Origin of the sequence: Streptomyces sp. NBC_00259, from assembly GCF_036181745.1 — a bacterium.
Classification (GTDB): Bacteria; Actinomycetota; Actinomycetes; order Streptomycetales; family Streptomycetaceae; genus Streptomyces; species Streptomyces pratisoli.
Genome location: NZ_CP108080.1, coordinates 7,321,436 through 7,341,828, shown reverse-complemented (window position 1 = coordinate 7,341,828; position 20,393 = coordinate 7,321,436). Strand labels below are relative to the sequence as shown.

Annotated in this window: 17 protein-coding genes; 6 read left to right on the top strand and 11 right to left on the bottom strand. The window is 72.1% G+C overall.

Annotated elements, in window-relative coordinates; genetic code table 11:
* Positions 1 to 49: 49 nt before the first annotated feature.
* Genes OG766_RS32875 through OG766_RS32865 form a run of 3 tightly spaced genes read right to left on the bottom strand, consistent with a single transcriptional unit; the run spans position 50 to position 3,278 of the window.
* Positions 50 to 1,135, bottom strand: a complete 1,086-nt coding sequence (locus OG766_RS32875; RefSeq protein ID WP_328727001.1) for an acyl-CoA dehydrogenase family protein — start codon at positions 1,133 to 1,135, stop codon at positions 50 to 52.
* On the bottom strand, positions 1,132 to 2,313 hold the full coding sequence (locus tag OG766_RS32870) for an acyl-CoA dehydrogenase family protein (protein ID WP_328727000.1): 1,182 nt from the start codon (positions 2,311 to 2,313) through the stop codon (positions 1,132 to 1,134). The genes OG766_RS32875 and OG766_RS32870 overlap by 4 nt, the downstream gene beginning before the upstream one ends.
* The gene (locus OG766_RS32865) at positions 2,310 to 3,278 is read right to left on the bottom strand and encodes an NADPH:quinone oxidoreductase family protein (RefSeq protein WP_266385223.1); all 969 of its coding nucleotides are present in this window, start codon (positions 3,276 to 3,278) and stop codon (positions 2,310 to 2,312) included. The genes OG766_RS32870 and OG766_RS32865 overlap by 4 nt, the downstream gene beginning before the upstream one ends.
* A 207-nt stretch (positions 3,279 to 3,485) precedes the next feature.
* Here OG766_RS32865 and OG766_RS32860 point away from each other — a divergent pair, with 207 nt between their 5' ends.
* On the top strand, positions 3,486 to 4,373 hold the full coding sequence (locus tag OG766_RS32860; RefSeq protein ID WP_328726999.1) for a hypothetical protein: 888 nt from the start codon (positions 3,486 to 3,488) through the stop codon (positions 4,371 to 4,373).
* A gap of 230 nt (positions 4,374 to 4,603) precedes the next feature.
* Here OG766_RS32860 and OG766_RS32850 read toward each other — a convergent pair whose 3' ends face one another.
* Entirely contained in the window at positions 4,604 to 5,920 is a 1,317-nt protein-coding gene (locus OG766_RS32850) for a helix-turn-helix transcriptional regulator (RefSeq protein WP_328726998.1), read from the bottom strand.
* Positions 5,921 to 6,114: 194 nt separating this feature from the next.
* On the opposite strand from OG766_RS32850, the gene OG766_RS32845 reads away from it, so the two are divergent.
* Complete coding sequence (locus OG766_RS32845) at positions 6,115 to 7,167, top strand: NAD-dependent epimerase/dehydratase family protein (protein WP_266385232.1); 1,053 nt, start codon at positions 6,115 to 6,117, stop codon at positions 7,165 to 7,167.
* Positions 7,168 to 7,172: 5 nt separating this feature from the next.
* Here OG766_RS32845 and OG766_RS32840 read toward each other — a convergent pair whose 3' ends face one another.
* The gene (locus OG766_RS32840) at positions 7,173 to 8,072 is read right to left on the bottom strand and encodes a glycosyltransferase family 2 protein (RefSeq protein WP_328726997.1); all 900 of its coding nucleotides are present in this window, start codon (positions 8,070 to 8,072) and stop codon (positions 7,173 to 7,175) included.
* Between OG766_RS32840 and OG766_RS32835 the strand changes: the two genes are divergently transcribed.
* Positions 8,064 to 8,822, top strand: a complete 759-nt coding sequence (locus OG766_RS32835; protein WP_266385238.1) for a hypothetical protein — start codon at positions 8,064 to 8,066, stop codon at positions 8,820 to 8,822. The genes OG766_RS32840 and OG766_RS32835 overlap by 9 nt on opposite strands.
* A gap of 11 nt (positions 8,823 to 8,833) precedes the next feature.
* The gene (locus OG766_RS32830; protein WP_328726996.1) at positions 8,834 to 10,162 is read left to right on the top strand and encodes a hypothetical protein; all 1,329 of its coding nucleotides are present in this window, start codon (positions 8,834 to 8,836) and stop codon (positions 10,160 to 10,162) included.
* A gap of 800 nt (positions 10,163 to 10,962) precedes the next feature.
* Here the strand turns inward: OG766_RS32830 and OG766_RS32825 are convergent.
* The 4 genes from OG766_RS32825 to OG766_RS32810 form a co-directional block, all read right to left on the bottom strand.
* Positions 10,963 to 11,712 carry a PIG-L deacetylase family protein gene (locus tag OG766_RS32825; protein ID WP_266385244.1) on the bottom strand — a complete coding sequence of 250 codons (750 nt, stop codon included), beginning with the start codon at positions 11,710 to 11,712 and terminating at the stop codon, positions 10,963 to 10,965.
* Between the two features lie 37 nt (positions 11,713 to 11,749).
* Positions 11,750 to 13,048: an alpha/beta fold hydrolase gene (locus tag OG766_RS32820; RefSeq protein ID WP_266385247.1), complete on the bottom strand. Its 1,299-nt coding sequence runs from the start codon at positions 13,046 to 13,048 to the stop codon at positions 11,750 to 11,752.
* 288 nt (positions 13,049 to 13,336) lie between these two features.
* The gene (locus OG766_RS32815) at positions 13,337 to 13,801 is read right to left on the bottom strand and encodes a DUF7144 family membrane protein (protein WP_266385249.1); all 465 of its coding nucleotides are present in this window, start codon (positions 13,799 to 13,801) and stop codon (positions 13,337 to 13,339) included.
* Positions 13,802 to 13,832: 31 nt separating this feature from the next.
* Entirely contained in the window at positions 13,833 to 14,240 is a 408-nt protein-coding gene (locus OG766_RS32810; protein ID WP_266385251.1) for an SHOCT domain-containing protein, read from the bottom strand.
* A 284-nt stretch (positions 14,241 to 14,524) separates the two neighbouring features.
* On the opposite strand from OG766_RS32810, the gene OG766_RS32805 reads away from it, so the two are divergent.
* Positions 14,525 to 15,802: a cation:proton antiporter gene (locus OG766_RS32805; protein ID WP_328726995.1), complete on the top strand. Its 1,278-nt coding sequence runs from the start codon at positions 14,525 to 14,527 to the stop codon at positions 15,800 to 15,802.
* A gap of 77 nt (positions 15,803 to 15,879) precedes the next feature.
* On the opposite strand, the gene OG766_RS32800 is transcribed toward OG766_RS32805, so the two are convergent.
* On the bottom strand, positions 15,880 to 16,077 hold the full coding sequence (locus tag OG766_RS32800; protein WP_266385258.1) for a hypothetical protein: 198 nt from the start codon (positions 16,075 to 16,077) through the stop codon (positions 15,880 to 15,882).
* A gap of 135 nt (positions 16,078 to 16,212) precedes the next feature.
* Positions 16,213 to 18,897, bottom strand: coding sequence for a helix-turn-helix transcriptional regulator (locus OG766_RS32795; protein ID WP_328726994.1), 2,685 nt, complete (start codon positions 18,895 to 18,897; stop codon positions 16,213 to 16,215).
* 161 nt (positions 18,898 to 19,058) lie between these two features.
* Here OG766_RS32795 and OG766_RS32790 point away from each other — a divergent pair, with 161 nt between their 5' ends.
* Positions 19,059 to 20,372: a diacylglycerol/lipid kinase family protein gene (locus OG766_RS32790; RefSeq protein ID WP_266385261.1), complete on the top strand. Its 1,314-nt coding sequence runs from the start codon at positions 19,059 to 19,061 to the stop codon at positions 20,370 to 20,372.
* The last annotated feature ends 21 nt before the right edge of the window (positions 20,373 to 20,393 follow it).

Sequence of the window (20,393 nt, the reverse complement as noted above, 5' to 3'; positions counted from 1 at the left end):
CAATTAAACAGCATGTAAAGGGGTGGGGAGATCACTGCCCCTTACCGCCTCATCGAGGGGCGGGCAGCGAGACGAGTTCCGCCAGCACCTCCTTGTGGCGGCCCGGCGTGCCGAGCGCGATCTCGTCGGCCTTGGCCCGCTTGAGACGCAGGTGCGCGGGATGCTCCCAGGTCATACCGATGCCGGCGTGCAACTGGACGCACTCCTCGGCGGCGCGCACGGCGACCCGGGAGCAGTGGGCCTGGGCGACGGCGACCGCGAGCGGCGCCTCGGCGCTTGCGGCGGCGAGCGCGTCGGCGGCGTTCCTGGCGGCGGCGCGGGCGCCCGCGACGTCCAGCCACAGCTGCGCCATCCGGTGCTTCAGCGCCTGGAACGAGCCCACGGGCCGGTTGAACTGGTGCCGTTCACGCGTGTAGCGGACGGTCTCCTCCAGGCACCACTCGGCGACGCCCAGCTGTTCCGAGGCGAGCAGTCCGGCCCCGGCCAGCAGACCTCGGCGCACGGCGGTGCGTGCCGTCCGCGCGTCCGCGAGGCGGATGCCCGTGCCGCTGCCGGTGGTGACGGAGGCGAGGGGCCGGGTGAGGTCGAGCGGGACGAGGGGCTCGACCGTGGCATCGCCGCGCTCCACGGCGTGGAGGCCGTCCGGCCGCAGGACCAGCAGGACGTCGGCGGCAGCGGCGTCCGCGACTCCGCGCACGCCGGCGCCGTCGGGGAGTTCCGCACCGGCGGAGGCGGAGAGCGGGACGGCGAGCACCGCGGCGGTCCGGCCGGTGGCCAGTCCCTTGATCAGCTCGGCGACATCGGCGTCCTCGACGTCGAGGGCGAGGAGCGTCTCGGTCGCGATGACGGAGCTGGTGAGGTACGGCGCCGGGGCGACGGCCCGGCCGAGCTCCTCCAGCACGACCGCGGCCTCACGATGACCGGCTCCCTGACCGCCGAGCTCCTCGGGAACGAGGAGCCCCGCGGCGCCGATACCGGCGGCGAGGGACTGCCACAGTCCTTCGTCGTACGGCGCCCCGGACTCGGCGCGGGCCAGGGCGGCGGCGTGGTCGGAGCGGTCGGTGAGCAGCGAGCGTACGGCGGCCCTCAGGTCGTCCTCGGCCTCGGAGTAGAGAAGGTCGGGCTGTGTGCTCATCGCGCGAGGTCCTTCCAGGCGACGTCCTTGTCGTTGCGCGGCTCGGCGGGCAGCCCGAGCACGCGTTCGGCGACGATGTTGAGCAGCACTTCGCTCGTGCCGCCCTCGATCGAGTTGCCCTTGGAGCGCAGATAGCGGTAGCCGGCGTCGCGGCCGGTGAAGTCGACCAGCTCCGGGCGGCGCATGGTCCAGTCGTCGTACAACAGGCCTTCCTCGCCGCGCAGTTCCACCTCCAGCCCGCTGATCTCCTGGTTGAGCCGTGCGAAGGCGAGCTTCATCCCGGACCCCTCGGGTCCCGGCTGGCCGGCGGCGAGCTGCTGGCGGAGCCGTTCACCGGTGAGCCGGGCGACCTCGGCGTCCACCCAGAGGGTGAGCAGGCGCTGGTGGAGGTCGTGGGTGCGCAGTTCGGGGCGGTCGCGCCAGGTGCGGGCGACGGGCCCGATCATTCCGCCCTCGCGCGGCAGCCGCATGCCGCCGATGGAGACGCGCTCGTTCATCAGCGTGGTCTGCGCGACCTTCCAGCCGTCGCCGACGGAGCCGAGACGGTGGGCGTCGGGGATGCGGACGCCGGTGAGGAAGACCTCGTTGAACTCGGCCTCGCCGGTGATCTGGCGCAGCGGCCTGACCTCGACACCCGGATCGGTCATGTCGCAGAGGAAGTAGGTGATGCCGCGGTGCTTGGGCGCGTCCGGGTCGGTGCGGGCGATGAGGATGGCCCAGCGGGCGAGGTGGGCGCTGGAGGTCCACACCTTCTGGCCGTCGACGACCCAGTGGTCGCCGTCCCGCACCGCGCGGGTGCCGAGTGCGGCCAGGTCGGAGCCCGCGCCGGGCTCGCTGAACAGCTGGCACCACACCTCCTCGCCCACCCACAGCGGCCGCAGGAAGCGCCGCTTCTGCTCCTCGGTGCCGTACGCGAGGATCGTGGGCGCTGCCATGCCGAGGCCGATGCCGATCCGGCGGGGGTCGTTGTCGGGGGCGCCCGCGGCCTCCAGTTCGGTGTCGACGACGGCCTGCAGCGAGCGGGCCGCGTCGAGGCCGCCGAGGCCCACGGGGTAGTGCACCCAGGCGAGTCCGGCGTCGAAACGGGCCTCGAGGAAGTCGGTGCGGTCGGTCTCGGCGGGCGGGTGCGCGGCCAGCAGCGCGCGGGTGCGCGTGCGCAGTTCGGCGGCGTCGGTCATGCCGCGGCTCCTTCCGGAAGGACGACCAGCCGGCCGGTCGTGGACCCGTCGGCGACGCGCTGGACGGCGTCGGCGGCGTCGGCGAAGGCGACCCGGTCGCTGATGAGCGGCTTGATCAGGCCCTTGGCGGCGTACTCGGTCAGGGTCTCGTGACAGCGCAGGACGGCCCGCGGGTCCCTCTGGTTGTAGAGACCCCAGTGCAGTCCCACGATCGAGTAGTTCTTCACCAGGGCGTGGTTGAGCGCGGGGCTGGGGATGGCGCCGCTCGCGAAGCCGACGATCACGATGCGGCCCTCGAAGGCCACGCACTTGGCGGACTTGGCGTAGGCGTCGCCGCCGACGGGGTCGTAGACGACGTCGGCGCCACGGCCGCCGGTGGCCTCCTTGACGCCGGCGACGATGTCGTCGGAGCGCCGGTCGAGCACGACGTCGCAGCCCAGTTCACGGGCGACGGCGGCCTTGTCCGGTCCGCCGACGACGCCGATGACGCGGGCGCCCGCCGCCTTGCCGAGCTGCACGGCCGCGCTGCCGACTCCGCCCGACGCCGCGTGCACCAGGAGGGTCTCGCCCTCCTGGAGGTGCGCCCGGCGGTGCAGTCCGAACCACCCGGTCTGGTAACCGATGTGCAGGGCGGCGGCCTCGGCGTCGTCGAGCGCCTCGGGCGCGGGCAGCAGAGCGGCCTCGTCGGCGACGACGTACTCGGCGAGTCCGCCGTGCGGCAGGGCGGGGTTGGCGATGACGCGGCGTCCGTCCTCGGTCTCCCCGCAGATCTCCACGCCCGGGGTGAAGGGCAGCGGCGGCGTCACCTGGTAGTGGCCGCGGCACAGCAGGGCGTCGGGGAAGTTGATGTTCGCGGCCCGCACCTTCAGCAGGACCTGGCCCTCGCCGGGCTCCGGCCGGTCGACCTCTTCGAGGCGCATCACCTCGCTCGGCTCGCCGTTCCGGTGCACTCGCCATGCCTGCATTCGGGGGCCTCCGCGGTGTGTAGGGGCGTACGACTGCTCGCAGCGCATACTAAGCGGTCGCTTGCCCTTCTGTGAACCGCCGGACCGGCCACGATTCGACCTCGTCCCACAGACGCCGTCGGACGGCGTGGTCCGCCGGGGCCGCCTCGCGCGGCGGCACGTCAGGGCGCAGTCTGGACAGTAGGCCGTCTCCGGAAGGGCGTGTTCATGAACGCCGGCGCAGGCACCGAGGCGGGAAGCCGACTCGCCGGCTTCCTCGACAACCCCATCGTGGGAATGCTCCCGTGGATCGTCTTCTCGGTCCTGGTCGGTCCCGGCCGGTTCGAGTTCTCCGTCGGCATCGCCCTCGCGATCGCCGTGATGCTGGTCGTCCTCGACCGGCTGCGGCGCCCGGGCACGTCGCTGAAGATCCTCGAGATCGCCGACGTCGCCTTCTTCGCGGCCCTCGCGATCGTCGGGGCGGTGGCTTCGGACGGCACCCTCCGGTGGCTGGAGACCTACTCCGGCGAACTCTCCAACTTCGCACTCGTGGCCATCGCCTTCGGCTCGATGGCGGTCCGCGTGCCGTTCACCGTGCAGTACGCACGCGAGCGGGTATCCCGCGAACTGTGGAACACCCGCGGGTTCATGCACACCAACTACGTGATCACCGCCGTGTGGGGACTCGCCTTCCTCGTCGCGGCGGTCGCCGGCCTCTACGGGGACCTCGTGCTCCGCGACAGCGACAACATCTGGACGAACTGGCTCATCCAGATCGGGGCGATCATCGTCGCCCTGCGCTTCACCGAGTGGTACCCCGGCGTCGTACGGGAACGGATCGCCGGCGGCACGGCGACCCGCGGCAGCCCGACCTCGGTGGGCGCCCTGATGATCCCGCTGGCCGGCTATCTCGTCCCCGTGGGCATCCTCATGCTCTCCCTCGGCTCGGGGCCGACCTGGCTCGGCATCGCCGTGATCGTCGCCGGAGTGCTGCTCGTCCGCGCCCTCAAGCCGGACGCGGACGCGGCGCAGGACGACGCGGGGGTCGACGGAGCACACGAGGACGGAGCAGCCGCCGACGCCCGGCAGCAGGGGCGCCGCCGCGATCCGCAATGACCGTCGCCGGGCCCGGGCTCGCGACGCCCTGCTCCCCCGCCGCGGCTCCGGCAGCGGTGACCTCGCAAGGCTCCTGGCCACACGTGCCACCGCCGTGAACGCCGTCGATTCCGACCCGGTCATCACCGCCCAGGCCAAGAAGCTGGCTCCCGCCGCGCTTCCCGTGGCCTTCACCGTCGCGGGTCCGGTGACCACGTCCTGGCAGGGAGCCTGCAGAAAGTCCCGCTTGCTCATGCGACAAGTCGTTCCCGTGCGTACTCGCGTAGCTCGATCACTGGCTGCTCTGTCCGGTTGTCCATGCGGCTGATGAGTGCGGAGACGAGGTCGACGCATCGAGCGGCTCCGGAATCCAGGGCGGTCTCGAGCGCGAAACGGGCATCGGCCGCGGCAGCGGCAGCGTCTCGGTTGTGGAGTGACCCCTCGGCCCGGTAGGTCAGGAACACCGCTTTGGTGCGGGAGCGGCGCGGGTCGAGTTCGTCCAGTCCGGCGCCGATCGCGGCGTCGGCGCGGCCGGGGTCGCCGAGGTCGAGCCAGCAGCGTCCGGCGTCGGCGTTGACGTCCGCCATCGACATCCAGGAGACCACGGGGGGTGTGTCCCGCGAGCAGCTGCGGTTCAACTCGGTCTCCGCGGATGTCAGCGCGTGCTGGGTCGCCTGGTGGTCCTGGAGTACGGCGCAGGCACGTGCGCGGCGTACGTCGAGCAGGGAACGGGCGGCCGGCGAACGGGTGCGGGAGCGGGCGTGTTCCAGGACTTGGATCGCATCGGCGGGCCTGGACAGCCAGGTGGCCTGGTAGGCGAGGTCGGACAGGGCGACGGCGGCGAGGTCGCGGTCCCCGGCCTGGTGCGCGGCGTGAACGGCGGCCTGCCAGTGGCGTTGGGCGGCGGCGTGCCGGTCGGCGTCGAAGCGCAGCCATGCGGCGCAGTGTGCGAGGTCGGCGGCTACGGAGTGGAGACGGCGACCGGCTGCCGCGGTGTAGCGGTCCTGGGTGATCAGGTCGATGGCGGTGTTCAGGTGTGCGTCGATGAGACCGGAGACCTGCGGGTGCGGTCCGGCGGCAAGGGCGCGCAGCTCGCCGGACCGCTGCTCCAGCCAGGTCAGGAGTTCACCGTCGATGCTCTGCCCGTCGAGGGCCTGGGACAGGTGACGTGGCTCGATGCGGGCCCAGTCTGCGGCGACCTCGATAAGGGTGCTGCTGCTGAGTACCAGGAAGGATCGTCGGTCCATGCGGGTGATCTGCACCTCTCTCAGGGCAGCCCGGCTTCCCGAGGGGCTGAACGGGGCGGGCTGTTCGAAGGCGGGCAGCCAGTCGGGCCATCCGAGCTGCTCGACCGTGGCGGCGGGAACATCGAGGACATCCGCGAGCAGTGACTGGCTCTCCTCGCTCGGCGTGGTGCTGGTGGCTTCCCAGAGCCAGATCCGATTGCGGTCGATTCCGCTGCGCAGGCCACGCCGTCGGGCCTGATCGCGCAGGAGGCGGGCGAGGTCGCTCATGGACCAGTGGTGGAGCCGGCGCAGGTGCGCCAGCGGGTGCCTGTCCAGATCCATGCCGCCCCCGAGGTGTCATCGCCGATGCCTCCCTTCCACGATGCCCTACCCGGCCGGGCAGTGAGGAGGCTTCACCAGGGCCGGGCACACACCGGCCACACAGTCGTCCCCTGGAGCACGGCGGAGGGCAGGTGGTGTCCTCGGCAGCGTGATGCCGTGCAGCCGCGTGGCACTGTCGAGAAGGGCCGACCCGCATGAACACAAGGGATCTCATTGCCGATCTGTCTGGCACCACGGTCACAGTGACCGGCGGCTTCGGGCTGGTCGGCAGCCGCATCGTGCACAAGCTCCGGGAGGTCGGCGCCGAGCCGCTGGCCGTGGGACGGCTGGACGCTTACGGCAGATCCGTCTCCGTCTACTCCTCCGTTTTCGGCATCTCGCCCCGGGACCCGGACGTCATCGTCGGCGACATCACCGACGTCGCGCTGATGGATGACTTGGTGTCGCGCAGCGACTACGTCATCCATGCCGCGGCCCTGGCGGACGTCGCGGAGTGCACCCGCAACCCGGTGGCGGCTCTGAGCGCCAACATCCACGGCACCCAGTCCGTTCTGGATGCCGCGGCTCGGCACAGCGGCACGCTGAAGCGGCTGGTGTTCGTCTCCTCGGCAAGCGTCTACGGCATCGGAAACGGTTCGGGAACCACGGGAGCCCGGTTCAGCGAAGAGGGTTCGCTCGTGCCCGGGTCGGTCTACGCCAACACCAAGCTGTGGGGCGAGCATCAGACCGCCCTGACCCTGGTCGGCGCCGACGACTCGTACACGATCGTGCGGTACTTCTCCGTCTACGGGGAACCGCAGGTGGTCAAAGAGAATAGCCACAGTTGGGTGGTGGCCTGGTTCGCCATGCGGGCCGCGCTCGGTCTGCCGCTGCACCTCAACGGTGGTGGCGACCAGGTCCGGGACTTCGTGCACGTCGACGACATCGCGGAAGCGACCCTGTTGGCGGCCGTGTCCGAGCGCGCGCACCGTACGACGCTCAACGTCGGTACTGGCCGGGCCACTTCCATCCGGCAGGTTGCCGACCTGGTACGCCGTCACTGCCCGGGCGCCCGGATCGTCGAGACCCCGCGGCCGCAGGGCGATCCGCTCGGCGCCTGCGCCGACATCACCCGGATGCGCCAGGTGCTGGGCTGGGCTCCGCAGGTGGACATCGAGGACGGGGTGAGCCGCTACCTGGAGTGGCTGGATCGAACCCCGGAGGCGATTCCGGCGTGGCTGCGCACCGAGGCTCGAACCGCTGCGTGAGGGGTTCAGATCACCGGGGGGCGCCCGAGGCGGGCCAGCGTGAACACGGTGCCCCAGCGCATCGGCCGGCAAGGCCCGCACTCGGTGCGCCAGCCCTCGGCGAACCCGCCGAACCAGGCCCGCAGCCCGGCCAGGCTGCGGGTGCGGGCCAGCGTCAAGGCCACCCACATCCCCAGGTAGACGGGTACCAGCACCGCGGGCAGGTGACGGCGTGCCAGGTAGACCCGGTTGCGGGCGTTGACCTGGTAGAAGAACGCGTGTCGCGCCGGGGAGGTGCGCGGGTGCTGAAGCAGCAGTCGCGGCTCGTAGCGCACCCTCCAGCCGGAGTCGATCGCCCGCCAGGCCATGTCGGTCTCCTCGTGCGCGAAGAAGAAGGCATCCGGCCAGTGGCCGACCTCCTCCAGCATCCGCGTGGAAAGTACGTGTGCCCCGCCGAGGAAGCCGGTCACCAGCCCTGCGCGCATCGGATCGCCGGCCCGCAGCCGAGGCACGTGGCGGCGCTGGGTCACCCCGGTCTCGTCCGCGATACGGAAACCGACGATCCCCAGCTGGGGGTCCGCCTCGTACAGCGTGGTGATCGTGGCGAAGACATCGTCGGAGACCAGCAGGCCGTCGTCGTCCAGGTCCAGCACCAGATCCATGTCCCCGAGGTACTCCAGAGCGGCGTTGCGGCCGCCGGTCACGCCCAGGTTCTCCGCCAGCTGCACCGTCTCGACCCACGGCGGCAGATCGGGCATCGCGCAACCGTTGGCCACCACTACCGTCCGTACCGCCGGGGCCGTCTGTGCACGGACCGAGGCCAGCAGCTCCGCCAATTCCTTGGGCCGCGTGCCCATCGTCAGGATCGCCACGCCCAGCTTCACGCCTGCTCCGTACCCATCTGTCTGAAGGGCGCCATGACCCATCGGACTCCGCCCGGCCGCGCCTGCCTGCATCAACTCGCCTCCCAGCGCCGACTGCCCGCCCACCAGCCGATGGACCGGGTGACACTTCAATGGATCGCGGACAACCGGCCGGTGAACTTCGACGCCGCGCCCAGCTTCCCACGTGCGGGGCTGATGCTCGTACCGGCCAGGTCCTGGTTCGCAACCCCGCGCCAGGCTGATGCCAACCACGGCGTCCTCCACAACGCCCGCGTCAGCCTGTACGCCGCGCTCCTGGCCCAGGAGTACGGGCTCGACAGTGACGACATCGCGGCGGTCTGCGCCGCCGGGGCGGTGCACGACTGCAGGCGGCGTGACGACCGGTCGGACCCCGGGCACGGGCCGCGCGCCGCATCGTGGTTCCTGGACCACACCGACACGGTCTCCCGCACCCTGGGGTGCGAGTTACCGGCGCTCTCGCTGCACCGGGCGGCAGAAGCGATCGCCGTGCACGACGTGCCCTACGACCGCTTCACCGTGCGGCAGGAGCGCGCCTACCGACAGGCCCCGCACCTCGTCGACGTCCTCAAGGCGGCCGACTGCCTGGACCGCTACCGCTTGCCGCTTCAGCAGTGGTGGCCGGACACGAGCCGGCTGCGGATCCCGGTGCCCGATTGGTTGCCCCCTGCAGCCTTCGCCCTCGTCGTGCGAAGCGAGCAGGCCCGCCTCGACGGCGCCACCCCTCACCACGCCGTCACCGGCGCCCGCCAGAGTCTTACCGTCGGCCAGTAGGAGACCTTTCCGTGGACACCGACCTCGACGACGCCCACACCGACTACACCAGCCTCCGCACCCGGCCCGTGCCGACCGGGTGCGCCGAGAGCGAGGCGGACTGGCGCCACCGCCTGCAGCACGACACCCCCTGCGGCCATCTGCTCGCCCACAACGCCATGACCCGGACACTCACAGACGGCGGCCCGATCCACCTGATGCACACCACGACAGCGCTGGACGCCATCCGCGCCAGCGGCCAGTTGTACGCCTCCTCCGGATGCCTGCTCGCCGCGCTGTACTGCGCCCCGCTGACCGAGACTCCCGCCGGCCTGCGCCCGCACAACCTCGGTGCCTACCTCCTGCAGAACATGCCGCACACCCGCACCCTGTTGATCGAGATCACGCCCACCGCCCCGACGCCGGCCAAGGGCATCGACTACCTGCGGCTCGGCCACCTCCACCTGCACACCTATCTGAACCACCGCAGCTTCCTCACCGAGGCCGAGGACACCCGGCTGCGCAGGAAGGCGCTGCACCAGATCCGCACGACCGCCCCCTTCCTGGACATGGCCCTGGCCAACGCCACGCGCCGCAGGACCGCGCCGGGCACGTTCGTGGACCAGCTCGCCTCCGCCGCCCAGTATCTGCCGTTCCTGGGCTACGTGTACTTCGAGGTGCTGTCGGAGTACCTGATGCTTCACTCCACCAGCGCCGAGACCAAGGCGTACGCAGCCGCTGGCGAGATGAACAACCGCCTCTTCAAGCGACTGGCGTTCTCCGCGGTCAGCGGCATGGACAAGCTGTTCGATCTGTCCCGCTTCCACCCCGGGCACCAGCGCCTGCACGACCTGATCAACGGCATCGAGCCCCGTCTCGCACCCGGTGCAGCGCAGTACACCAGGGACCGCCTCTCCCACCTGTTGACCGCTCTGGCCCTCGAACCCGGCCAGGACGCCGCCGCCTTCACCTTCCGCGATCAGGACTTCGACAGCCTCACCCGGACCGCGCCGTCCCTGCTGGGACAGACGCTCTTCCGCGAGATGCGGATCCTGGAACGCTATCCGCAGCTCTATCTCGCCTTCGAACAGGCCAAGGCCCTTCGGGCCTGGAACTACTGGAACAGCCACCAGATCGCAACGCCGTTCAACGGCTTTCTCCCCAAGGGCGAGATCGGTATCAACCCCGCTTGCCCCACCGCCACCTTCACCGTGTGGCTGGCGGAGACCTGCGAACGAGGCCTGCTCCACCCTGTCGACGAACTCGACGTGGCCTTCGCGCCCCGCATGGCGGACCTGAGCATGACCGCCATGCGCCGCGACGCCACGGGTAAGGCCGCCGGACATCCAGCCGTCGTCTGAACGGATCGCCGCCCGACCGCATACTCCGGTCCAGCGTCAGGCGCTGCCCGCGGCGACAGCCGCGCGGAACTTCTGCGTCATCAGGGCCACCGAGCCGCGCTGGACAGGGGGTGGGCCGGGCTCGCCCCCGTCTCGTGCAGGACGGCCCGCGCCTTGTCAGCTCATCGCGTCCTCCACCGCGCTCTGTGCTCCCCAGGCGTGGGGGTCCGTGACGACGACCGCGGTACCACGGCCGCCGCCGGACCACTTGGACAGCATTGCCTTCGGCGAGTCCCTGACCCGGTGAGGGACACCGCCGCAAGTGTCCTGGTAGCACCGACGAAACGGTCGGCATCGTGATCACGATGCCGACCGCTTACTGAGGCGTCAGATGGCCTGTGAGGGTCCAGCTGCCGGCCTGTTCCTTGATGACGAGCCCCGCACTGAATACACAGTGGCTTGAGGTGGGAGGCCACCCCTATGGTCCGGTCATGGAGTACGAGGAGATCCCGGAGACCCAGCCCGAGGTCCTGGACTGGGAGAACGGGACAGGGCTGATCGGGGTCGATGACCCCGCCATCGTCGACGCCGCGTTCGAGCGCGGCGAGCGACACGTTGGCGTCGCCGTCATCGGACTCGCCCTGAACCACCCAGACCCCGACACCATCCTGCCCCGCGTCGCCCGCGCACTCCGCGCCACAGACCCAGAGTTGCAGCGCCAAGGCACGGTATCCCTCGCCGAGGACGCTCTCGCGGCGGTTACCCGGGGACCCCGGGAGCAAACGGCGCCCGCGCCCCGCCCGCCGCGGGCGACGGCCGTGCTACTGGCGCGGGAAGAGCTCGAAGCCGACGGCGGGCAGGCCCCCGAAACGAGGGGCGAGCTGACGAACGTTGCCGGTCAGGAACTCCCGGCAGTAGTCCTCCGGGTCCTTGTCCGTCAGCACCTCCAGATAGGTGTGGTGCTCCATCAGGGACCGGACGGAGCGCTCCAGTCCGGGCGTCGCGTCCACGGCGTGGGTCGGTGTCGACGAGCCCGCGACCGCCACCCAGCGCACCCCGTTCCACGGCTGGAGGCCCTGTTCGGTGAGGAGTTCGGGGAAGATCCAGCGGTTGCCGGCGTCGCCCGCGGCGTCCAGGGTGGCCCTGCCGACGGCACGGTGGTCCGGTGTGCTCCACCAGCCGCCGACCACGGGGCCCCAGGTGTCGCGGTGGTTGAGTGTGATGACCAGTTCCGGGCGGTGCCGGCGGATCGCGGCGGCGATGTCGCGGCGCAGGGCGGGGCCGTACTCGATCACCCCGTCCCGGTGGCCGAGGAACTCCACCGCGGACACGCCGACGACCGCCGCGCTCGCCCGCTGCTCACGCTCGCGCAGCGGCCCGCATTCGACGGGAGCGATCGTGTCGATGCCGGCCTCGCCCCTGCTGGCCAGCAGGTACGTGACGTCCTTGCCCGCGTCGGTCCAGCCGGCGACGGCCGCGGAGCAGCCGTATTCGAGGTCGTCGGGGTGGGCGACGACGGCGAGGGCGCGCTCCCAGTCGTCCGGCATCGGTTCGAGCTGAGGATCCGTCATACGGGCAGCGTAGCCGGGGCGGTGCCGCTCACCGGCGTCACACTTCGTCGCGGACCAGGGCGAGCAGCCGGTCGAGGACGCGGGAGCCGGAGGCACGTACACCGTCGTGCTCGTACTCGTCGGTGACCCAGGTGCGCAGGCCCCGGATGGCGCGTGCCGTCGCGAGGGAGTGGGCGGTGTCGACGTACATGTCGTCGTGGTAGACGGCCGCGGCGACCGGGACCTCGTTGGCCGCGAGGCGCTCCGCGTCGTACAGCGCGGGCCAGTCGGTGCGGGCGGCGAGCAGTTCGGCGGCCTCACGCAGCGGCCGCAGAGCCGGGTCCGTCTCGAAGTGCCAGGGGTGGACGGACTCGCCGGTGAAGAGCAGCGGCCCGTCGCCCGCCAGCGTCTTCTCCGCGTCGAACTGCGGGAACTCGGCCCGTGCCCGCTCGGCCGCCCATGCGGTGGGCGCCTCGCCCTGGGCGTAGATCGCCTCGTGCAGCACGGCGTACAGAGGATGCGCGGCGTACGACAGTGCGGCGAGGACGCCCTGCTGGAACGTGTCGGAGAGTTCGTCGCCGTCCGCCGTGCGGACGAACGCGTTCTCCAGCAGGTAGTGCAACTGGTGGCTGCCGTCGCCGGTACCGAGCTGGATCCCGAGGGACTGGAACGCCTCGGGGGTGAGGACGTATCCGCCGGGGAGGACGGTCCGCCGGCCGGAGAGGTGCTCGGCGATCCGGCGGGCGCGTTCGACGTCCTGCGGGTAGCGGGCGTAGTGGGCCTCGTTCTTGCGCTGGATACGGGGGTACGCGGCCCGGTACACGTCCTCGGCGCGGGCGTCGAGCGCGGGCAGCCCGCCCGTGATCAGGACCGCCTTCAGGCCCTCCGGCGCGGTCGAGAGATAGTGCGTGGCGCAGAAGCCGCCGAAGCTCTGGCCGAGAACCGTCCAGCGCGCCCCGCCCGTCAGTTGCGCCCGGACCGCCTCGCAGTCCCGGACGATGCTGTCGGCGCGGAAATGGGCGAGATAGCGGGCCTGCTCCTCGGGCCCGCCGCGCAGCGGAAGGGTCTGCCGATTGGCGGGGGTGGACAGCCCGGTGCCGCGCTGGTCGAGCAGCAGTACGCGGAATTCCTGTACCGCGCGTCCCAGCCAGGCCTGCTTGCCGGGGAAGCGCCGCGCCCCGAAGCCGGGTCCGCCCTCCAGATACACCAGCCAGGGCAGATCGGCCCCGGCGCGGGTGCTGGAGACGATCTCACGGCCGTAGAGCCCGATCTGCTCCCCGGTGGGGTCGGCGTGATCGAGGGGAACGGTGAAATGGCGGTCCGTGAGGACCAGGCCGGGCTGCCGGTAGCTGGTCAATGCTGCTCCTGCTCTCTTCCTGCTCGGTGTCCCTGGTGGTGCGCCCTCGCCAGCCCAGTGCATCACATGGGCGCGGCGGGGTCGCACCGAGGGCGGAAGCGAATGAGCCGGCCGGGCAGCCGGCCGCGGTTCCTGCCCGGGCCTTCCTCGCCTGCGAGGTGCCGCCGCGGACCGTGTGCGTACCGTGCCCGGCGCGCCTGGCGTGGACCCATGATCCGGTTCGAGGCCTGTCCCGGCGTAACTTCATGAGGCACCGACGGCCCGGTCGGCCCGGTCTGCCCGGGCCGGTCAGAAGTCGTCCGGCCGTACGACGCACAGGGCCCAGATGACGGCGATGTAGAGCGCGATCGAGATCAGGGACCAGAGCGGGTAGTACGGCAGGGACAGGAAGTTGACGATCACCAGCACGCCCGCGAGGACGATGCCGAGGATCCGGGCCCACAGGGCGGCCTTGAAGAGGGCGAACCCCGCCACGATGGCGAGGACTCCGAAGATCAGATGCAGCCAGCCCCATGCGGTGAGGTCGAAGCGGAAGACGTAGCCCCGCGTCGTGACGAAGAGGTCGTCGTGGGCGATGGCCATGATTCCCCGGAACAGATCGAGGAATCCGGCGATGATCAGTATCACCGCGGCGAAGGTGGCCAGTCCTGCGGCCAGGAGCCCGTGGCCGCCCGTGGCGGGTGCCTGCTTGGTCGTCGTGCCGGTCGGGCCGGTGGAGCCGGTCGGGCCGGTCGTCCGGGTCGAATCGGTCATGATGTCCCCTCGTGCCGATGCTCAGCTCCTGTCAGCTCAGGAGCTTCTCCTTCGCCCGCTGGAACTCGGCCTCGCTCAGGTCACCCTTGGCCTTGAGTTCGGAGAGCCGGGCCAGCTCCTCGCCCGTGCCGGAGCCCTTGGCGGTCTGCCGGATGTAGGAGTTGAACGCTTCCTGCTGTTGCTGCGCCTGCTGGATCTCGCGCTTGCCCATCTCCTTGCCGCGCACGATCACGTAGACCAGCACGCCGAGGAACGGGATCAGCAGCACGAACAGCAGCCAGGCCGCCTTGGCCCATCCGTTCATCTCGTGGTCACGGAAGATGTCCATGATCACCCGGAAGAGCAGTATCAGCCACATCACCCAGAGGAAGATCCACATCACGGTCCAGAACGCGCCCAGAACCGGATAGTCGTACGCGAGGTAGACAGTGCCGTCCATCGCCGTCCTCCTGCCGTTCCCATCGGACGCCGGGCGTCCGCTCGCCGTCAGTGTGGGACGGCCCGCGCGCGGTTCCCTCACCCCGCACGGGTGAATCGGTGGCCGTGCGGGAGGGGAGGCGCCGTGCCGGGAGGAGGCGCCGTGCCGGGAGGAGGCGCCGTGCCGGGAGGAGGCGCCGTGCCGGGAGGAGGCGCCGTCCCGTCGTGTCGGTGCCGGGCGGCCGTGACGGTGTGACCGACGATGAACCGGTCCGTGATGCCACAGGTCGGGTGGGTGAGGGGTACGTGAGCGGAGGGAGCGCCCTGACCGCGGTGGCGGTGGCGACGGTCACGGCCGGCTATGCGCTGGTGTCGCGTCGGATCTCCACCACGGCGCTCACCGGGCCGCTGTTCTTCACCGGCTGCGGAGTGCTCATCGGCCCCGCGGGCCTCGATCTCTTCGGTCTGGCGCACGACGCGGGCCCGGTCCTCGTCCTGGTCGAGGCGGCGCTCGCCCTGGTCCTCTTCACCGACGCCCTGCAGCTGCGCGGGCGGCAGCTGCACCGCGGACGCTTTCTGCCGCTGCGGCTGCTCCTGATCGGACTGCCGCTCACCATCGCGGCGGGATGGCTGCTGGCCTGGCCCCTGCTGCCCGGGCTGACCTTGTGGGAACTGGCGCTCGTCGCGACGATCCTGACGCCCACCGACGCGGCGGTGTGCCGGACCGCCATCGCCTCGCCGCGGGTGCCGCCGGTCGTCCGCAACGGTCTCAACGCCGAGTGCGGCGTCGGCGACGGCATCATCCTTCCGGTCTTCCTCCTCCTTCTCGCGGCGCTGCCGGGGACGGCCGCCCATGAGCAGGGCCTCGCCGGCATCTTCTGGCGTTCGCTGGTGCTCAGCGCGCTGCTCGGACTCGGCGCCGGCGCCGTGGCCGGCCGGCTGCTGCATGTGGCGCGTTCCGCCGGCTGGGTGGGCCGGGAAGGGCGCCAGCTGCTGGTCCTGGCCACCACCCTGGCGTCGTACGGGCTGGCGGTCCTCGTCGGCGGGAGCGGGTTCATCGCCGCCTGGTGCGGCGGGATCGCCTTCGCCGTGTTCCTGCGCCGTGGCTCGTCGCCGGAGGACCTGGGCGGCGACCGGAGCCACGAGTTCGCCGAGAACGTCGCCTCGCTGCTCGCGGGCATGAGTTTCCTCGTGTTCGGTGCCGTGCTGCTGGGGCCGGCGCTGGGGCACCTGGACTGGCGGACCGTCGTCTACGCGGTGCTGAGCCTGACCGTCGTACGGATGGTGCCGGTGGCGCTCTCCCTCGTCGGGAGCGGGCTGCGGCGGCCCACGGTGGCGTACGTGGGATGGTTCGGACCGCGGGGCCTGGCGTCGCTGGTCCTGGGACTGCTCGTGGTCAAGGAGTACGGGCCCGAGGCGTCGCTCCCCGGCCGGGTCGTCGCCGTCACCGTGGCCCTGAGCGTGCTGCTGCACGGGGTGACGGCAGTGCGGCTGAGCGAGCGGTACGGGGCCTGGTACGCGAGGGCGTCGGAGCGGGATCCACGGCTGCGGGAGCGTACGGCCGACGCCGACGAAGCCGCCTGACGGCGGACGGGTTGCCGGACCGGAGGTCCAGGAGCCGGGGAGCCGGGCAGCCGAGGGCCGGAGGTCCGCAGGCCAGGTCAGTCGGGCAGCCGGCGCAGTTCCACGACGTGCAGTCCGAGGTCCTGGAAGCGGACGAGCAGCCCGTACAGATGTGCCTCGTCGGTGACAGGACCGTACAGGACGGTCTCCTGCGGCACCGTCGCTTCGTCGAGCTCGGGAAACGCACCGGCGACGGCCGGGGACAGCTGACCGGAGACGCGGAACTCGTATCGCATGCGAGCACTTCCCCGTGCGCTAGGGGCTGTTCACCATCGTCCGGTGCGGGCGGCCGTCGGCACATCACCCGGATGAGGTGACCTGGTCGCGGACCTGGCGCCGGTCGTCCCGGGCACGGACCGAGGGGCGTGGCATCACAGGAGACCGGCGTCCCTGGCGCGCCGCACCGCCTCGCTGCGGCGGGAGACGGACAACTTGCGGTACACGCTCTTCAGATGCGTCTTGACCGTGTTGACGGACAGGAACAGGTCGGCCGCGATCTCGTCGGTCGACATCAGCTGTGCGGCGCACCGCAGGACGTCGAGTTCCCGCCTGCTGAGGCGCTCGACCAGCAGCGGCGGCCCGGCGGGCGACGCGCCCGCGGTGCCCGGTCCGTGCCGCCCGTCCGCGGCGGCGGGACGGCCGCTGAGCCAGGCGTGCGCGTCGGCGAGTTCGGGTGTACGCGCGAGCAGATGCCGCAGCCATGGGCCCCGTTCCGTGAACGGCGCGCGCAGCTGCTGCGGGCGCGCGGTGTCGAGGGCCCTGCCGAGGAGCGCCACGGCCTGTGCGATGTCGTCCTCGGCCGCCGCGGCCTGTGCCTCGACGAGCAGCGCCCGGACCCGCACGCCAGGGCAGGCATCGCCGGCGCCGTCGCCCTCCCCGTCGCCGAGTGCGGCGAGCAGCCGGCGGGCCTGTTCGGTGTCCCCTGCCGCGAGATGGGCGGCCGCGGAGGCGACCGCGTGCGCGGGACCCGTCCGTGGAGCCCGGCGCAGCGCGCCGAGGGCCGCGCGTGGATCGCCGCGGGCGAGGTGGACGGCGGAGCGGGCCACGGCGACGCGGCCCGCGGCCTCGCCCTCGGCGAACGGCGCGCCGCCGGCGGAGACGGATGCGTCGTCGAGCTCGCTCAGGGCCGCCGCCGTACGCCCGTGGGCGAGTTCGAGCCGGGAGCGCAGCACCGCGGCCTCGGCGGCGCCCAGCGCGTCCCAGGTCGGTGCGCCGGACCCGACCGCCGCGCCGAGATACCGGCCGGCGCCGGTGAGGTCGCCGCGGTCGGAGGCGACGGCGGCGAGCGCGAGATGGCACAGTCCCGTGCGGTGGCCGACGGGGATGCCGTGCTCGTCGGCGGCCTGGAGCCCCTCCCGGGCGTGCGCCTCGGCCTCGCACAGCATCCCGTCGACGGCCTCGGTCAGGGCCAGGGCTCCCAGGCAGTGGTGGCGGACCGTCCAGGTCTGTTCGTCCGTGGCGGCTGCCAGCGCCGCGGTGAACGCCTCCCGTGCCTCGGCGCGACGGCCCGCGCCGAGGTGTGCGCGGGCCAGGCCGTAGCGGCGGAGCGCCTCGATCTCGGGATGCCGCCCCAGCGTGTCGCGGTCCACCTGCTCCATGAGGACGCGCACCTCACGGCCGGGGTCGGACGCCTCCTGGGCGGGCCGGTGTGCCCCGCCGTCGGTGAGGAGCCGCAGCAGTGCCCCGGTCAACCGGCTCTCGACGGTCGCGTCACCGTTCTCGCCGGCGCCCGCGAGGTGCTTGCGGCTCGCGACGGTGTCGCCGCGGGCGAGGGCGCACGCGGCCGCGGCGAGGGCGGGCGCGGTGCCGGGCAGCCCGTCCGGCATGGCACGGAACAGCCGTTCGAGCCGGTGGCTGTCCGGGCCGGTGAGCAGCCGTGCGGCGGCGAGCCGGTCGACGAGGAGGCCCGCCGCGTACGTCCACGCGTCCGCGGCGGCGGCGTGTTCGAGCGCGTCGGTCAGCCGGTCGTGCCGGTCGAGCCAGTGCGCCGCCTCACGGTGCAGGGGTGCGCCCAGCTCGGGGCTGCGGCTGCGCAGATGGGCGCGGAGGACCTCCGCGAACAGCGGGTGGCAGCGGTACCAGGCGGTGTCGCCGATGGGCTCGACGAACGCGTTCTCGCGGACGAGCCGGCCGAGGATCAGCTCGCCGTCGGCGCGTCCGGTGAGGGCGTCGGCGAGTTCCGGATGCACGTGGGTGAGGATGCTGGTCCGGATGAGCAGATCCTGGGTGGTGTCGGGCTGGACGGCCAGGACCTCGGCCATCAGGTAGTCGGCGACGGCGTTCTGCGAGGCCGCGAAGGACTGGGCGAACTGCTCGGCGTCCTCGGTCCGTTGCATGGCAAGGGCACACAGGCGCAGGCCGGCGGCCCAGCCCTGGGTCCGCTCGGTGAGCGCGGTCACGCTTTCCTTGGAGGGCTGCAGTCCGTGGCAGCGCAGCAGCCGGTCCGTCTCGCGCGGGCTGAAGGCCAGTTCGGAGCCGCGGATCTCGCAGATACGGGCCTCCGCGCGGTAGCGGTGCAGCGGGAGTGCGGGATCGACCCGGCCGAGGAGGACGAGGCGCAGCTGCGGTCCGGCGTGGGCGAGGACGAAGTCCAGCTCCGCGGCAACGTCGTGGGCGGCCGTGTGCTCGAGTCCGTCGAGTACGAGGACGACCGGGCCGCGCAGTTCGGCCAGCGCGGAGGCGAGGCGCACGATGAGCGAGTGGTCGACGTTGTCGGCGCTGGACGGGCTGCCGACGCCGTCGGGCAGCGGCACCCGGTGGTAGCGGAAGGCGCCGAGGACATAGGCCCAGAACACACCGGGTGCGTGGTCGTCGTTCTCCAGGGTGAGCCACACCACGGGGCCGGGCGCCAGGTGCTCGGACTGCCATGAGGCGGCGAGGCTGGTCTTGCCCGCGCCCGCCGGGCCGGTGATCACGGTCAAGGGGCCCTGGGTGGCCTCCGTGAGCCGGTCGAGGAGCCGCTTTCGCGCCACGAAGGCAGGGGGTACGACGGGTACCGCGAACTTCGCGGCAAGCAGCGGGTCACCGCTGGGATGCAGCTGGGCGTCCTCGGCCATGCGTTCCACCGCCGTGCCGTCCGTTGTCAGCCCTCATGATCCCAGCGGCCTTCCATGATCGCCATCGGCGCCGTGACGCGCCCTCGGCCGCGGCCGGCGGGGAGGCGCGCCGCCCCGTGCGGTTGTGCAATGGCGGTAGGAAGGTCAGGACCGGAGGTGTCATGAACGGCGTCGGCGCGAAGGCACACACGGTCCGTATCCAGCGCTGGTGCGCGCGGCTGGCGATCCTGGCGGCCGCCGCGGTGGTGGTTCTGCTGGTCGCTTCCGGGCTCGGCGGCCTCGCGCTGGTGGTGCAGGTGATCGCCGGGACCGTCGTGACGGCCGCGGCGCTGTGGTGGGCGCTGACCCGGCGGGGACCGGTGCGCGTCTGCGCCACGGTCCTGGCGGTGGCCGCCCCGGTGGTGGTGATCGTGCTGCAGATCCGCTCGGGAATGCTGTGGCTGCTGGTGCTGTGTCTCTTCCTGGGAACGGTCGCGGTGGGCTCCGGCTGGGAGGCGCTGGCCGTCGACGCCAGGCGGACGACTCAGCCCGTGGTCGCGGCGAGACGTGCCGCACGACCGTTCCTGATCATGAATCCCCGCTCCGGCGGGGGGAAGGTGGAGCGTTTCGGACTGCGGGAGAAGGCGGAGGCCGCGGGGGCGCGGGTGTTCATGCTGGATCCGGACCGTCCGAGCGATGTCGCGGCGCTCGCGCGCGAGGCCGTCGCCGAGGGTGCGGATCTGCTCGGGGTGGCCGGAGGGGACGGCACCCAGGCGCTGGTCGCCGGGGTCGCCGCGGAGCACGAGGTGCCGTTCCTGGTGGTCCCGGCCGGGACCCGGAACCACTTCGCGCTCGATCTCGGGCTCGACCGGGAGGATCCCTCGGCGGCGCTGGACGCCCTGACCGACGGGGTCGAACTGACGGTCGACCTCGGGGTCATCGGTGACCGGGTCTTCGTCAACAACGCGTCGTTCGGGGCCTATGCACTGGTCGTGCAGAGCGACGCGTACCGCGACGACAAGGTCGGCACCGTCCTTCAGCTGTTCCCCGACGTGCTGACGCACCGGGCCGGGCCGCGGCTGACCGTGCGGGCGGCGGATGTCACGATCGGCTCACCGCAGGCCGTGCTGGTGAGCAACAACCCCTACCGGCCGGGTGACCGGGCGTCGGTCGCGCGCCGGGACCGTCTGGACAGGGGCGTCCTCGGCATCGTGGGCGTCACCGTGGACAGCGCCGCGCAGGCGGCGGACCTGCTGCGCGGCGAACGCTCGCCCGGCTTCACGCTGCTCACCGCCCGCGAGGTCGTCGTGGACGCCGACGCGCCGGAGGTGCAGGTGGGCGTGGACGGCGAGGCGCTCACCCTGCCCGTACCCGTACGCTGCACCGTCCGGCCGCGGGCGCTGCGGGTGCGGGTGCCGCGCCACCGGCCCGGAGTGCCGCGCTCCCGGCCCCGGCTGAGCTGGCGCCGGCTGGCGATGCTGGCGCTCGCGCGCTGACGCGGCCCCTGCCCCGTCCCG

Excerpts from the sequence above, each read along its gene's own strand:
- OG766_RS32875 (WP_328727001.1), bottom strand. The coding sequence starts at position 1,135 with ATGAGCACACAGCCCGACCTTCTCTACTCCGAGGCCGAGGACGACCTG.
- OG766_RS32870 (WP_328727000.1), bottom strand. The coding sequence starts at position 2,313 with ATGACCGACGCCGCCGAACTGCGCACGCGCACCCGCGCGCTGCTGGCC.
- OG766_RS32865 (WP_266385223.1), bottom strand. The coding sequence starts at position 3,278 with ATGCAGGCATGGCGAGTGCACCGGAACGGCGAGCCGAGCGAGGTGATG.
- OG766_RS32860 (WP_328726999.1), top strand. The coding sequence starts at position 3,486 with ATGAACGCCGGCGCAGGCACCGAGGCGGGAAGCCGACTCGCCGGCTTC.
- OG766_RS32850 (WP_328726998.1), bottom strand. The coding sequence starts at position 5,920 with ATGGATCTGGACAGGCACCCGCTGGCGCACCTGCGCCGGCTCCACCAC.
- OG766_RS32845 (WP_266385232.1), top strand. The coding sequence starts at position 6,115 with ATGAACACAAGGGATCTCATTGCCGATCTGTCTGGCACCACGGTCACA.
- OG766_RS32835 (WP_266385238.1), top strand. The coding sequence starts at position 8,064 with ATGACCCATCGGACTCCGCCCGGCCGCGCCTGCCTGCATCAACTCGCC.
- OG766_RS32840 (WP_328726997.1), bottom strand. The coding sequence starts at position 8,072 with ATGGGTCATGGCGCCCTTCAGACAGATGGGTACGGAGCAGGCGTGAAG.
- OG766_RS32825 (WP_266385244.1), bottom strand. The coding sequence starts at position 11,712 with ATGACGGATCCTCAGCTCGAACCGATGCCGGACGACTGGGAGCGCGCC.
- OG766_RS32815 (WP_266385249.1), bottom strand. The coding sequence starts at position 13,801 with ATGACCGATTCGACCCGGACGACCGGCCCGACCGGCTCCACCGGCCCG.
- OG766_RS32810 (WP_266385251.1), bottom strand. The coding sequence starts at position 14,240 with ATGGACGGCACTGTCTACCTCGCGTACGACTATCCGGTTCTGGGCGCG.
- OG766_RS32800 (WP_266385258.1), bottom strand. The coding sequence starts at position 16,077 with ATGCGATACGAGTTCCGCGTCTCCGGTCAGCTGTCCCCGGCCGTCGCC.
- OG766_RS32795 (WP_328726994.1), bottom strand. The coding sequence starts at position 18,897 with ATGGCCGAGGACGCCCAGCTGCATCCCAGCGGTGACCCGCTGCTTGCC.
- OG766_RS32790 (WP_266385261.1), top strand. The coding sequence starts at position 19,059 with ATGAACGGCGTCGGCGCGAAGGCACACACGGTCCGTATCCAGCGCTGG.